This is a genomic window from Microvirga sp. jy35 (assembly GCF_056148915.1).
This window is the reverse complement of record NZ_JBWBEW010000070.1, coordinates 1-11,896: the sequence shown is the minus strand read 5'-3', so window position 1 is coordinate 11,896 and position 11,896 is coordinate 1. Positions and strand designations below refer to the sequence as shown.

Annotated in this window: 17 protein-coding genes and 1 tRNA gene; 15 read left to right on the top strand and 3 right to left on the bottom strand. The window is 61.7% G+C overall.

The annotated features are described in order from the left end of the window. Positions 1-358: 358 nt before the first annotated feature. Positions 359-440, bottom strand: a tRNA-Lys gene (locus AC0QTX_RS26250). Between the two features lie 128 nt (positions 441-568). Here AC0QTX_RS26250 and AC0QTX_RS26245 point away from each other — a divergent pair. The 4 genes from AC0QTX_RS26245 to AC0QTX_RS26230 all read left to right on the top strand — a co-directional run bounded on the left by AC0QTX_RS26245 (position 569) and on the right by AC0QTX_RS26230 (position 3,427). Next, a complete protein-coding gene (locus AC0QTX_RS26245; RefSeq protein ID WP_474606737.1) occupies positions 569-1,828 on the top strand; it encodes an App1 family protein in 1,260 nt (419 codons plus the stop codon). A gap of 269 nt (positions 1,829-2,097) precedes the next feature. Continuing rightward, positions 2,098-2,682, top strand: coding sequence for a L,D-transpeptidase (locus tag AC0QTX_RS26240; RefSeq protein WP_474606736.1), 585 nt, complete (start codon positions 2,098-2,100; stop codon positions 2,680-2,682). Positions 2,683-2,742: 60 nt separating this feature from the next. After that, positions 2,743-3,099: a lysozyme inhibitor LprI family protein gene (locus AC0QTX_RS26235; RefSeq protein ID WP_474606735.1), complete on the top strand. Its 357-nt coding sequence runs from the start codon at positions 2,743-2,745 to the stop codon at positions 3,097-3,099. A gap of 103 nt (positions 3,100-3,202) precedes the next feature. Beyond that, positions 3,203-3,427, top strand: coding sequence for a hypothetical protein (locus AC0QTX_RS26230; protein WP_474606734.1), 225 nt, complete (start codon positions 3,203-3,205; stop codon positions 3,425-3,427). 29 nt (positions 3,428-3,456) lie between these two features. On the opposite strand, the gene AC0QTX_RS26225 is transcribed toward AC0QTX_RS26230, so the two are convergent. Together AC0QTX_RS26225 and AC0QTX_RS26220 are read right to left on the bottom strand one after the other, a co-directional pair. After that, positions 3,457-3,585, bottom strand: a complete 129-nt coding sequence (locus AC0QTX_RS26225) for a helix-turn-helix domain-containing protein (protein WP_474606733.1) — start codon at positions 3,583-3,585, stop codon at positions 3,457-3,459. Positions 3,586-3,587: 2 nt separating this feature from the next. Further along, on the bottom strand, positions 3,588-3,734 hold the full coding sequence (locus AC0QTX_RS26220; protein ID WP_474606732.1) for a hypothetical protein: 147 nt from the start codon (positions 3,732-3,734) through the stop codon (positions 3,588-3,590). A 691-nt stretch (positions 3,735-4,425) separates the two neighbouring features. On the opposite strand from AC0QTX_RS26220, the gene AC0QTX_RS26215 reads away from it, so the two are divergent. The 11 genes from AC0QTX_RS26215 to AC0QTX_RS26165 form a co-directional block, all read left to right on the top strand. Then, positions 4,426-5,364, top strand: a complete 939-nt coding sequence (locus AC0QTX_RS26215) for a plasmid recombination protein (RefSeq protein ID WP_474606731.1) — start codon at positions 4,426-4,428, stop codon at positions 5,362-5,364. 1,432 nt (positions 5,365-6,796) lie between these two features. Next, the gene (locus AC0QTX_RS26210) at positions 6,797-7,006 is read left to right on the top strand and encodes a cold-shock protein (protein ID WP_474606730.1); all 210 of its coding nucleotides are present in this window, start codon (positions 6,797-6,799) and stop codon (positions 7,004-7,006) included. A gap of 150 nt (positions 7,007-7,156) precedes the next feature. Next, entirely contained in the window at positions 7,157-7,366 is a 210-nt protein-coding gene (locus AC0QTX_RS26205; RefSeq protein WP_474606729.1) for a hypothetical protein, read from the top strand. Further along, positions 7,363-7,656 carry a hypothetical protein gene (locus AC0QTX_RS26200; RefSeq protein ID WP_474606728.1) on the top strand — a complete coding sequence of 98 codons (294 nt, stop codon included), beginning with the start codon at positions 7,363-7,365 and terminating at the stop codon, positions 7,654-7,656. Before AC0QTX_RS26205 ends, AC0QTX_RS26200 begins: the two co-directional genes overlap by 4 nt. A gap of 51 nt (positions 7,657-7,707) precedes the next feature. Beyond that, on the top strand, positions 7,708-8,013 hold the full coding sequence (locus AC0QTX_RS26195; RefSeq protein WP_474606727.1) for a hypothetical protein: 306 nt from the start codon (positions 7,708-7,710) through the stop codon (positions 8,011-8,013). A gap of 41 nt (positions 8,014-8,054) precedes the next feature. Continuing rightward, positions 8,055-8,195: a hypothetical protein gene (locus AC0QTX_RS26190; RefSeq protein ID WP_474606726.1), complete on the top strand. Its 141-nt coding sequence runs from the start codon at positions 8,055-8,057 to the stop codon at positions 8,193-8,195. 152 nt (positions 8,196-8,347) lie between these two features. Beyond that, positions 8,348-9,052, top strand: coding sequence for a hypothetical protein (locus AC0QTX_RS26185; RefSeq protein ID WP_474606725.1), 705 nt, complete (start codon positions 8,348-8,350; stop codon positions 9,050-9,052). A 147-nt stretch (positions 9,053-9,199) separates the two neighbouring features. Then, a complete protein-coding gene (locus AC0QTX_RS26180) occupies positions 9,200-9,448 on the top strand; it encodes a ParB N-terminal domain-containing protein (protein WP_474606724.1) in 249 nt (82 codons plus the stop codon). Between the two features lie 202 nt (positions 9,449-9,650). Continuing rightward, positions 9,651-10,661: a DUF6635 family protein gene (locus AC0QTX_RS26175; protein WP_474606723.1), complete on the top strand. Its 1,011-nt coding sequence runs from the start codon at positions 9,651-9,653 to the stop codon at positions 10,659-10,661. 198 nt (positions 10,662-10,859) lie between these two features. Continuing rightward, on the top strand, positions 10,860-11,261 hold the full coding sequence (locus tag AC0QTX_RS26170; RefSeq protein WP_474606722.1) for a DUF4112 domain-containing protein: 402 nt from the start codon (positions 10,860-10,862) through the stop codon (positions 11,259-11,261). 78 nt (positions 11,262-11,339) lie between these two features. Next, the coding region (locus AC0QTX_RS26165) for an ATP-dependent metallopeptidase FtsH/Yme1/Tma family protein (RefSeq protein WP_474606721.1) at positions 11,340-11,896 on the top strand (557 nt) is incomplete at its 3' end.

Genomic DNA, 11,896 nt, shown 5'->3' with positions numbered 1-11,896 from the left:
CTGAACTCGCCGATGCAGCGATCCGTTCGAATGACTCTGCTGCTTTACACCCTGCTGCCGAGCCGGAAAGTCTCCTTCGGGTCAAACTGGGAAGTTCAGGAGTGCCAGGTGAAGGTCTGCTCACGGCGAGAGACCGGACCTTTCAGGCATCATCATCGGTGGTTCCGCCGCAGATCCACAGACCTAGCCGAAGTGGACGGAACGCAGGCGCGGACCGACTCACCTCGGCCTTCCAGCTCAGAGGTTGCTTTGACCTAGGACGTGCTCGAGCCCCGCCTGTCTGAAACGTCTGGCTACCTATTGGCTACCTGGGAGAAAATCGCTCAAAGGGCAGATGCCGGTAACCCTTTGATATTGTTGGTGAGCGCGCTGGGACTCGAACCCAGGACCCTCTGATTAAAAGTCAGAGGCTCTTTGGCTCTCCGAGTGGGCCAGGTCTCACCTACCGCAACTGAGACAAGAATCCCCTAGCTTAACAGAACAATCCTCCAAGGATCCTTTCCACGACCCACCTCATTGGAAGACCAGACAAGCATACGGGGTGGATGCGATGAGCCTCACCGGCGCAATGAGGAAGTGGCGGGGCACACTGATCGGGCTGCTGGGCATCGCTGCCCGGCCCGTGCAGGAGGCGCAGGGCGAAAGAGGCGTGGTCATCCACCCCTACCGCGGATATGGATCCCGCGATGAGGTCTTCCTGATCGGTCGGGTATTCCGGCAATCACGCCCACACTTTGAGACCGGCCGAGGAGCCCTTCTGACGAACCTGCGCGATATCGGTCGGCGCATTACCCGCCGCAAGGTACCGAATGCCGTCGTAACAGCCCGGTTCTATGGAGCGGAGGAACCCGTCACCACCGACAAGGACGGCTATTTTCGGGTCCATCTCTCCCCTGCCCTGCCGCCACCACTCGACCGTTCGTGGCACACCATGGATCTGTCCCTGCCGCAGCCCCAGACGGTTCAGGCGCAAGCTCAGATCTTCATCCCACCGGAGAGTTGCCGATATGTGGTCATCAGCGACATCGATGACACGGTCATGCACACTGGGGTCGCCAACAAGCTCAGGATGCTCTGGCGCCTGTTCGTCGAAGACGCGCAGAGCCGGGTCGCGTTTCCTGGGGTCGGGGCCTTGTACCAAGCCTTGCACGCCGGCACTTCCGGCGACCAGCAGAACCCCATGCTCTATGTCTCTCGAGCGCCCTGGGGCATCTACGAGGTGCTGGAGGAGTTCTTCGATCGGCACGGCATCCCAGTTGGCCCAATCCTGTTCCTGCGCGAATGGGGTGTCTCCTGGACAAGTCCGCTGCCGCGCAAGGCCGCGGACCACAAGCGCGAGCTGATCCACAACATGCTGGCGCTCTACAGTGACCTGCCCTTCATTCTCATCGGCGACAGCGGGCAGCACGATCCCGAGATCTACCGTCAGATTGTCGAGGAGCATCCCGGCCGGGTACTGGCGGTGTACATCCGGAATGTCTCCCGGGATCCTGAGAGGATCAGAGAGATTGAGTATCTCGCCAAGGTGGTGGCCGGCGCAGGCAGCAGCCTGGTGCTGGCGGCCGACAGCGTGGCGATGGCCGAGCATGCCGTGAGCCTTGGCCTCGTTCCCCCTGAGACTGTCTCTGAAGTCCGAGACGAGAGAACGGCTACTGGTCAGATCGAGCAGGAGCCGCCGACCTACAGCGTTCAGAGGTCAACTCCGACGAGGACGGCAAAGGCCGTAGCGCAGGGTGACTTGCAGGATCTCGTTGAGACCGGATCCAAGCCGATACCGCCCAATGTGATCGTCGAGACGGAGGCGCGGGTGCAGCCCAAGGAACCCTGATGGGATGTGAATGTCTGCCGGCCCAAGAGTTTAACCTCCAGGCTGTGGGAACCTTAGCCGTTCCTGGCCGTCATCCCTGTGCAGTGTCCTAACCCGGACCTGAACAACGCTGGAGGCTGAAGGATGCGCGGAGCCCTCTCATCCGTGATTGCACTGCTCGGCGGCGGCGTCTTGGCTGGTCCTGCGGCGGCTGAAGCTTCGATCGTGGTCGACAAGACCGCCCAGCGCATGACCGTGTCCGTCGACGGGCAGCAGCGCTACTCTGGCCCGTGTCGACGGGCACAGCTGACTACTCCACGCCGGTCGGCACCTTCTCGCCGTCACGGCTGGCCAGGGTGCACTACTCACGGGAATGGGACAACGCACCTATGCCGCACTCGATCTTCTTCACCGATGCGGGCCACGCTATCCATGGTAGCCGGGCCATATCCTACCTCGGCACACCGGCCTCGCATGGCTGCGTGCGGCTAGCGCCCAGGCACGCGAGCATCCTGTTCGATCTCGTGATGCTGGAAGGGGTTGATAACACGCGGGTCGAGATCACCGGGATGGATCCGATCGGCACCGGGCTGGCGGGCGGGAATGGTGCAGGAGGTGACTACAGCCGCCTGACCAGCTTTGACCCGCTGTCCGTCGGCATCATGGCCGGCGGGAGCGTGCGTCGCTCTCGATCTGAGATCAGCAGCAATCCCCGTGAGGCGGCCGGCCCACTGAATAACAGGGAGGCTGTGCTGAGCGGGTACCATAGGCCAAACCGGCAGAGACCTGCCCCGCGAACTCCGGCTTCGGATCGTCTCAGTCATGACCCAAGCCCTTACCCCCTGTTAACCCTGCTTCCCAACAGCTCCCCATGATCGGGAGCCTCAGACGGCTGGAGGGGTTTGCTCAGCAGTCAGGTTCTCGAGGATGATCCCATGATCAGGAACGCTCTCCGCCTCACAGGTCTTGCTGCCCTGCTGACGACTGTGGCGTGGCAGCCTGCCGCGGCTGCCAGTTCCGACTGCTCCAAAGCCGAGGCTGCTGACGAGAAGGCTGTGTGTGCCGATCGGCAGCTGAACGATGAGGATGTCGAGCTGGCCGTTCTCTACCTGCAGCTCAAGCCATTGCTTGGGATGGGTGCCCGCAGTGACATGGAGGACGAGCAGGCGGCCTGGCTCAAGCGGCGTGCCGCCTGTGGCGCCGACCGAGCCTGCTTGAGCAAAGCCTATCAGGAGCGCATCCAGCAGCTGAGAGGCGGCTTCGAGGCCCTCTCAAAGCGTGGTCCTTCCTGACGGTGACCTTTGAGGAATGCCCGATCGGGATCGTGCTCACCACCGTCCTGTCACACTCGGTTGGCACGATCCTGCTCGCTGTTCACGAATAAGGAGGTCCCCGATGCCCACGCCGCGGTTTACGGAGGAGGAGATCACGGCACGCGCCCGGCAGCTTGCCGATGACCAGGGCCCTGGCTGGGAGGCGATTACGGCCGAGGAGCAGGTTGGCAAGGACACCACCGAGTTCCGCTACTGGCAGGAGTTGGCTCTCAAAGAGCTTGAAGCCGAAGTGCCAACGGTTCTGGAGGTTGAGACCAGCGCGCCCAAGACCGTGGGGCTCGATTAGTCTCGTCGAGTTCGGCGAGTGGATGAGCCCTACACGATGCCCCAGGCGCTGTAGCGGGTTCGGCCGGTGAGCTCCCTTGGCAGGGCGCCGTCGAGCTGCGCCAGCATCAGAGCGACGGCCTTGGGCGTGATCTTGAGCAGCTTGGCCCCGAGCGGCACCGTCACAGCCGGCGGGAGAGGAACAGCTCGACCAGCCCCGGCAGCTTCGAGTTGGAGCGGGTCTTGGCCGTGACCCGACTCATCAGCTCACGGGCGAGGATCAGCCGATCCAGACCCTTGTGGGCGATAACGAGCGCCTCCTCCAGCACCTGGCGGAAGCCCTCCCCAGCGTCTCGGCCGCCCCTTCCCGGCTCTGCGGCGCTGTTGTTAGGTCTGCTGCGGTCATTTTGGAGGCGATTACGGTAGGGATGCGCTAGCGGGCCTGGGAGGGCTCAAGCCCCATGCTCCTTGTACGTGGCACGAGCTACAGTGGACCTATTGTAACTCGGGGGCTTTCGTTTGCGTTGGCCAATAATCCGTTTGCGCTGGCCGGAAAAATGTTTGTGTTCGGCGTTACGACGTTTGTATTGCCCGGGAATCCGTTTGAGATCTCCGGCAAAGCGTTACATATGCAACATCAAATCTGCAACATTGCTGCCTTTAGGTTCCATTTCAGCTCACTTAATCCTCGGAAATTGCTTTTCGAAGCTCACCGGCTATCACAGCCACCATATCCGACCCACGTAAGAGCTCCCGGTTGCTGAATCCTGTACTATCTGGTCGAAATTGTTGTCGAGCACTGCGCGATGAAGGGTCTTGTCAGACGAAGGCTTCGGTGTTGGCTGCCAGCCTGATTGTAGGTGGGCCAACTATCACTGCTCCTGATTAATCCTCATCGTAGGGACATCCTAGGGACTACTAGGAAGAGCCGGCAAGCCGCCGAACCGGTACCCGCTAAAAATAACTCGTGTAGGTTTCAATCGTCTCCGCAGAATGGGTCATCGGAACCGGAGGGCTCTGATGACGAAAGACTGTCAATTCGCACACCAAGCTGTGTATGGGCGAAACCCCAAGAAACGGGCCAAGGCCCACGAATGCATCTCGGGCATCACCGCGGAGGCCGCGCGCATGCCTGGTGCATGCTCACATGTCAAGCACCCGCAACCCCCGAACGTCCTATATGGGCTGGGGCCGATTGAGGCCGGCGAGATTGCGATTAAAAGATCCCACAAGGCACGCGATGCGGCGGGCCGACGCCTGCGCCAAGACGGTGCGGCCCTTTTGGCCACTGTGATCAGCTATCCGGTTGAATGGGAGGCGCTGCAAGCCTATCATGACGCGATGACATGCTATCGCTCCTGGCGAGCTGACACCCTCCGTTGGCTTGAGGCTGAGTATGGCACAGCGCTCAAGAGCGTCGTCGAGCACACGGACGAGCGATTCCCCCACCTACATGCCTTCGCTGTGCCAGAGCTTGGGCCCGACCACCGCTTGCAGTGGGAAAAAATCCATGCCGGGCGCAAGGCATTGCTCTTATTGGAAAAGGGGGCGAGCAAGCGAGAGCAACGACGTGCGTACATCGCGGCCATGAAGGATTTACAGGATCGTTTCCATACTGAGGTAAGCGCCCGATATGGACACGAGCGGCTGGGCCCGCGCCGGCGCAGGCTGGACCGTGCAGAGGCCAAGCTGACAAGCGCGAGTAGGTTAGCGGAGGCAAATCGTAGGGCCGCGCTGGAGCAGGAGTTTGAGAACCGCACACGAGTGTTCCTGAGGGATGCGACGCTACGTTTGCAGGAGCCACTCCAAAGACTGGAGGCGGAACTCGAGCGGGCGCTAGTAGCTCAGGCTCAGGACCAAAAGCGGATAGAAGAGCAGGCCACGATGATCGAACAGCTTACCGCTCTGCTGCGGGAACACGGCATGGAGCTAGAGGGACCAGGGCAGCTCAAACTATAATAGCGAGCGCACATGTCGGCATATGGAGCCTTCGCGCTTGAGTGAGGGCTCTACATGAACGCTAAGCCATTGGCGCAGCAGCAGATGGGCAACTCGCGCCCTATTGGTCACTTTATCGGATTGCGGACAACTCATCTCTAGGAGCCACTGAGCTCAACTTGGTGACCTTCAATCCCACTAAAATCCTGGACAGATGGCCCACACGAGTGGTACACAAATTTGCAGTAAAGGCAGCCAAAAGCCTTGTTTTGCTTTGGTTTTCGTACGCTGTCAGCGAGTTCGATCCTCTCTGGCAGCACCAGCCCTCCATGCTGGATTTACGCTAACTTCAGGTTTCGGACGCCCGTTTGGTACACAAGGGCGGCCCTCGCGATGAAACGTCCGCGCAAACACCCCAAAACCGGCATCTCCGAGTTTCGCAAGACGCCAGCGCCGCTTGCGCGGCACAGGAACCTGGATGCGACCGCAGAGAACCTGATCGGCATGTGGCTCAGGCGGCTGTCGCCAGATGCCATTGCTGGGCTGCATCGGCCCTCAATAGCCGAAGCCTACGGCGGGAGATCAGATGACGCTAGAGGTTGAGGGTGTCGTAAGCTGCGGAGTGAGTAGGCATGGCGCGCTCCGCCTGGATTGAATCAGGATGTCCGGGATCGCGCCCCCACCATCGACCTCTCGCTGTAGCTATGCTCGTTGGCCCTGGTTCGAGACCACCACCTTCTCCAAGTGCCAGGTCTCGGTTGGTCCGGGATGCAGTCGACCCAGATTCCTGGCAAGGGTGGACCCGAATGTGAGCACCCACCGACGGATGGTGTCATACGGAAGGCCGAATCCGAATTCGGCCAAGACTTCCCCGACATCTCGGCAGCTGAGCGTGAACCGCCTGTAGAGCCAGATCGCGTGCCGGACGACCTAGGATGGGTACTGGTGGTGAACACCGGAAATGGCCTGCATTCCCGACCCTGTCGCCCATGATTCCAGTCCGTCAGCGATTCCCGTGCCGCGAGCCGACCTTCCTGATCCACAAATTCAGGTTACGCGGATTCCTGTCGCGCCTACCCGTAGGACCCACCGAGCAGCCTCGTCGATCCTGCCGATGCTCAGCCATACGCCAATGGCTGAATGTGCATGGAATGTCCGGGCAAATAATAAAGCCGCCGAGCCCTGCCAAGCACAGTCCTGCTGTTGGACCGCATCGGAAACAAGCAAGATTTGCCTAAATCAAGAGGGAAGACACACAACACTTGTTATCGTCTGAGAAAGAGCTTATATGATGTTTATCGGATTTTGGCCGGACAATCGGGTCGTTTCGCTTTTGGTCTTTCCAGGCGCACGTTCGGACTTTCTTACCATTACATCGACGAACCGAGTTGAGGCCGCGTTTTGACGCGCCTTGGCTCCCGTGCATCTGCGACCATCGCGAAAGGCTACCCCCATGATTACCGGCACCGTAAAGTTCTACAACGACATGAAGGGCTTCGGCTTCATCCAGCCCACCGACGGCAGCAAGGACGTGTTCGTCCACGCCACCGCTCTCGAGCGCGCCGGCATGCGCGGCCTCGTCGAAGGCCAGAAGGTTGCCTTCGACACGGCTGAAGACCGCCGCTCCGGCAAGGTCGCCGTCAACAACATCGAGACGGCGTAATCGGCGATGATGGCGCGGGATTCAGACCTGTGCCGCTAGATCTTAGAAGCCGCTCCCGCGTGGAGCGGCTTTTTCTTTGCACAGGCAGACATCCGGTCTCGGTTACCCGCCGCACCCTGCGCAATGGCGAGTGAGCTTCAGGAGAAATACATGTCCCACAAGTACAACGTTCACCAGCTGGTCCGCATCATTCATCCGCGCATCTCGGATAAGCGGGCAAGCGCAAGCGGCATCTATGAGGTGACGCGACTCATGCCAGCCGATCAGACCGGTGAAGTCTCGTACCGCATCAAATCATCCGGCTTCGGCGAGCGCGCCGTGCGGGAAAGCGAGATCGCAGCCCGGGCATCCGAGATTTGACCAGCGGCGAGGCTTTCTTCCACGGATCCCAGATCTACGAACCGGTCGCCCTGCTTCGACGGGGTGACGAGATCCTGTACGTCGCCCGTGTGGGCATGAAAGCCTCACGGCAGTTTATGATCCTGACGCCCACGGGCGAGCCCGCATGGCCCCATGAGCCGCTCGGCAGCCTCTCGGACATCGGCTGGGCACTTCGAGCACACCAATGGCACGGCGTGATGCCTGAGCCCGTTGGACAGAATGAGCGCCTGGCCAAGACGCTCATGCGCCTGCTGAACGAGCGCGCTTAGGTGGTCGACCCACCGGAAGATGCGCAGGTGACGGACACGGAGGAACAGATTATGGCCGATCAACCGACCAATCTCGATGCTCATCGCGGCATGGCAGCCCAGAAGGCAACCGACCTTCGACGTCTGCGATCCGAGGTCGAGTCCGATCAGGAAGCACTGCGCGCAAGACAGGTCGCTCTCGAGGATCTGCTGGCGGCCGCACCCGCCGCCGATTGGCACGAGGCGGTCGAGAAGGCACGCTATCTGCTTGGCCTGTTCGCGCGAAGCCTGGATGCAAGCGATCTGCGCCGCCGCAAGCTCATCGACCGGGTGCTGGCCGACTTCGACCATCTGCTCGACAAGTCGGCCCATGACTGAGATGATCCTACCCACAAACTGACGAACAACGGAGACCAGCCATGGCCAGAGGCGAACAACGCGGCAACCGTGAGGCAAAGAAGCCGAAGAAGGAAAAGCCGAAAGAGGCAGTCCCGACCTCACCCTTCGCCAATCAGGGCAAAGGCACCACGCCTGCGAAACCATCCGGCGGCAAGCGATAGGGACTTCGCGCATGGCCCCTGCGAACGGCCCTGCGCGACGCATTGGCCGAACGCGCTCATGAGCGCGCATCAACCGTCGTTCCTTCCTGACGGATGCACTCTCCTGTGCTTGGTCCTGGGCAAAACCAGCAATACTGTCCGAAGAGCCATCCATGATCCCCTGGGTCTTACTCGACACGGCTAAAATCCCCGGTGACGGAGGCGAACTGCGCCTCAAGAAGCGTGGTGCCGAGTTCTCCATCATGCTGGGCAGCAACGAACTGATGAACAGCCGCCTGAGTGGTTCCGAGGAGGCGCTTGCCAAACTGTCTTGCCTGAGACTCCAGGGCCGCGAGCGGCCACGGATCCTTATCGGTGGGTTGGGGATGGGTTTTACCCTTCGCGCCGCGCTTGCCGAGTTCGGCTCTGAGGCTCAGGTTACCGTGGCTGAACTCCTCCCCGCCGTTGTGGCATGGGCGCGAGGTCCGATGGCCGAGGTGTTCGGCGATAGCCTCAAGGATCCGCGCGTCAGCATCTTCGAAGGAGACGTCGGGCGCTTGATTGGATCCAGCCGGTCTGCCTACGACGCCATTCTGCTCGACGTCGACAACGGTCCCGAAGGCCTGACACGCAAGGCCAATGACAGTCTCTACGATTTGCCCGGACTAAGCTCCGCCCGAACGGCGCTGACACCCGGCGGCGTCTTGGCCGTGTGGTCATCGGCACCGAATAGAGCTTTCACCCAGCGCCTGCGCAAGGTGGGTTTTCGCGTGGATGAAGTAGGTGCGCGCGCCAATGGAACACGCGGCGGCGCACGACACACCATCTGGATTGCCGCCAAACCAGGGGGCTCACCTGCCTCGCAGGCGCAGAGCTAGAAAGACCACGCCGCGTGTGCTTCGTCCGCCACCGCAGCCATCACGCAACCTCCATGCCGGATTGCTTGTTGCGATGGCTTGGACCGCACGGAGCATGTTCGAAGCATCGCATCCATAGACACGAGCCTCAGGCCAGGAGCAGCCGAGATGATGAAAAAGCAGATCGTTGCGATCCAAGATGTCTATGTGCCTGTCCAACGGCGTCAAACCCTCGATCCGCAGAAGGTTGAGGCCCTTGCCGAAAGCATGCTGGCAAAAGGCCAGGAGGCGCCCATCCTCGTGCGGCCGGATGGAAGCCGTTTTGTCCTGGTCGAAGGTTTGCATCGCCTGGAAGCCTGCAAGGCTCTCGGAGAGACGACGATACCCGTTTACTTGGTGCAAGCCCGTAAACATTAGCCCGCCCCGCGTGAGGAGTTGGCGCGACACGCCGGACTCCGCGTGATGAGGCCTGCTCTCGCCCCAGGCTGACCAGAGATCTGCCCCGAGCGATCGCGCTCAGCATCTGAAGGGCCGGCTGCAGGCGAAGCTCTGCGCCGCTTCTGGCAATGCCGGACCGGCCACACTATCTCGTGGCCACGGGAGCACGGTGATCGGAGCCATGGCGGAAGCACCAGAAAACCAATCAGGGATCGACGCCCTGCTCACACGCGAGGATGCCACTCGCCTCGTCGCAGAGGGCGCACGCCGCTACTTCGAGAGCCGCCGGGAGATGGTCGACGCGTTCGTCGACCGCCACTTCTCGTTCTCCGGCTCCCTTTCCATACACCGCAAGGCCGTTGGATGGGACATGCTGAAGGCTCCTGCCAACATCGCCCTTGCCGTTCCCCAGCTTGCAGCGAAGCTTGCGGCAGCCGGAGCGAAGGCGGTTGGCGCCGCCAGGGCGTCGGAGTACCTCGGATCACGCAAGCTGGTGTTCGACACTGACGTCGGGAACGAGATCGAGTGGCTCATCATCACCGAGTTCCTCCAGCTGCCGTTCAGGCAGGATGATCGCGTGTCCCACCGGGATGCCCTGGCGGACACCATCCTGTCCGCCCCGGAGCTTCAGGAGCGACTGCACGAGGCGCTGGGGATGATCGGGAGGAAAGGGGACGATGCTGCGTTCCGAGAACGTCTCGAGGAGACCCTGGAGACCTATGCAGGAACGCGAGCCGCAGCCGCGGAGATCGCAACCTCGCTGATGACGATCGGAGCCGGCGCGGTCACCATGCATCAGGTGACGCCGGGCGTGATGTCACTCGGCCCTGCGCTGGCCGCTGCCCTGGCCAACAATGCGGCCGTGGCCTCGTTCCCACTCGGGGCCGGGGCCGGAGGCCTGTGGTACGGCCTCTTCCCCGCAGCCGTCTCCCCCGTGCTGGTTGGCGGCGTGACCGGAGGTCTGCTGGCCGCCACATCCATCGCGTCGGCTTTCGTGGGCATCGTCGCGGATCCTGTTCAGAAAGGGCTTGGCCTTCATCATCGCCGGCTGCACCGGCTCATCGATGCCGTCGAGAAGCAGTGGAATGCCGAGCACGAGGATGCCGAATTCGTGGCTCACGATCCCTACGTGGCGCGGCTCATGGACGTGTTCGACATCCTCAGCAGCGCCTATCGCATTGCCAAGGCGTAACGGAAGCCTTTGCTCAACCCCTGCTTCCGGATCAGGCAGCGGGAGGCGGGCTGGGCCCGGACTTGAACCCGAGCGGCCTGATCCCCATCTTGTGAGTATCGGGGTCCGGGCCCCTCTGGCAGTCTTCCCAAGGCTGTGATGTCGGACTCTCTCACCTGAGGAGCGCCTCAAGGCGTGCTCCGCATCTGGGAGACGACTGTGACGTCTTATGCATTCCCCCTCGCCAACACCTCCCTTCGCGCTGGCGAGACACGAGCGAGGCTCGATACTCTCGCGCCCTTTCTCGACAGCGCCATCCGCGTGCCGGGAACCAATATTCGCTTCGGCGCCGACGCGCTCCTGAACCTGATCCCGGGGGTTGGAACGCTCACCTCCAAGGGCATGTCGGCCTATCTGATCTGGGAGGCGCGCCGCCTCGGCGTCCCGATGCCGACACTCCTGCGCATGGCCGGCAACGTCGGTGTCGACTTCGTGATCAGCGCGGTCCCTGTTGTGGGCTGGGTAGGGGACGTCTTCTTCCGCTCGAACCTGCGCAACATGGCCTTGCTGCGCAGGCACATCGACCAGGTCCATCCGGTGGCAAGGCCCCTCCAGGGCTGATGCTGTCCAGCATGCGGATCCGGCTTGGCTCCGAGCCTTCTATCTCGATCAGGACACCGTCGTTCAGAAAGCACAGAGATGAACAACCCCAACACCGCGCCCAACTTACGCAACATGGCGATTGTGGCCGCGGTCATGACTCTGCTGTCGGTGCTCTATCTCCAGAGCACGTCAGCACCTCAGTCTGAGCAGCTCCCCTACTCGGCTTTCATCGCGGCGGTCGACCAGGGAGAGATCCGCTCGGTCACCATTCAGGGGCAGGAGGTCATCGCCGAGCGCTCGACAGGCGCGCGAGTGACCACCTACGTCCCGCAAGGCGCTGGCCTCATTGCCCAGCTGCAGCAGAAGGGTGTCGTGATCAAGGCCGAGCCGCCGCCGCAGCCTGGCTTGCTTGGCAGCCTGCTGCTGTCGCTGCTGCCCTTTGCGCTAATGATCGGGATCGTCGTTTGGCTGTCCCGAAGGGCCATGGGCCAGCAGGGTGGCGGAGGCCTGATGTCCATCGGCAAGTCCAAGGCCAAGTTGCTGCAGCCCGGAACTCCGGTCACCTTTGACGAGGTGGCGGGCATTGACGAGGCCAAGGAGGATCTGCAGGAGGTGGTGGAGTTTCTGCGCGATCCGCAGAAGTTCCAGCGCCT

Coding starts and splice junctions, on each gene's coding strand:
- AC0QTX_RS26245 (WP_474606737.1), top strand. CDS start 569: ATGAGGAAGTGGCGGGGCACACTGATCGGGCTGCTGGGCATCGCTGCC.
- AC0QTX_RS26235 (WP_474606735.1), top strand. CDS start 2,743: ATGATCAGGAACGCTCTCCGCCTCACAGGTCTTGCTGCCCTGCTGACG.
- AC0QTX_RS26230 (WP_474606734.1), top strand. CDS start 3,203: ATGCCCACGCCGCGGTTTACGGAGGAGGAGATCACGGCACGCGCCCGG.
- AC0QTX_RS26215 (WP_474606731.1), top strand. CDS start 4,426: ATGACGAAAGACTGTCAATTCGCACACCAAGCTGTGTATGGGCGAAAC.
- AC0QTX_RS26210 (WP_474606730.1), top strand. CDS start 6,797: ATGATTACCGGCACCGTAAAGTTCTACAACGACATGAAGGGCTTCGGC.
- AC0QTX_RS26205 (WP_474606729.1), top strand. CDS start 7,157: ATGTCCCACAAGTACAACGTTCACCAGCTGGTCCGCATCATTCATCCG.
- AC0QTX_RS26195 (WP_474606727.1), top strand. CDS start 7,708: ATGGCCGATCAACCGACCAATCTCGATGCTCATCGCGGCATGGCAGCC.
- AC0QTX_RS26190 (WP_474606726.1), top strand. CDS start 8,055: ATGGCCAGAGGCGAACAACGCGGCAACCGTGAGGCAAAGAAGCCGAAG.
- AC0QTX_RS26185 (WP_474606725.1), top strand. CDS start 8,348: ATGATCCCCTGGGTCTTACTCGACACGGCTAAAATCCCCGGTGACGGA.
- AC0QTX_RS26180 (WP_474606724.1), top strand. CDS start 9,200: ATGATGAAAAAGCAGATCGTTGCGATCCAAGATGTCTATGTGCCTGTC.
- AC0QTX_RS26175 (WP_474606723.1), top strand. CDS start 9,651: ATGGCGGAAGCACCAGAAAACCAATCAGGGATCGACGCCCTGCTCACA.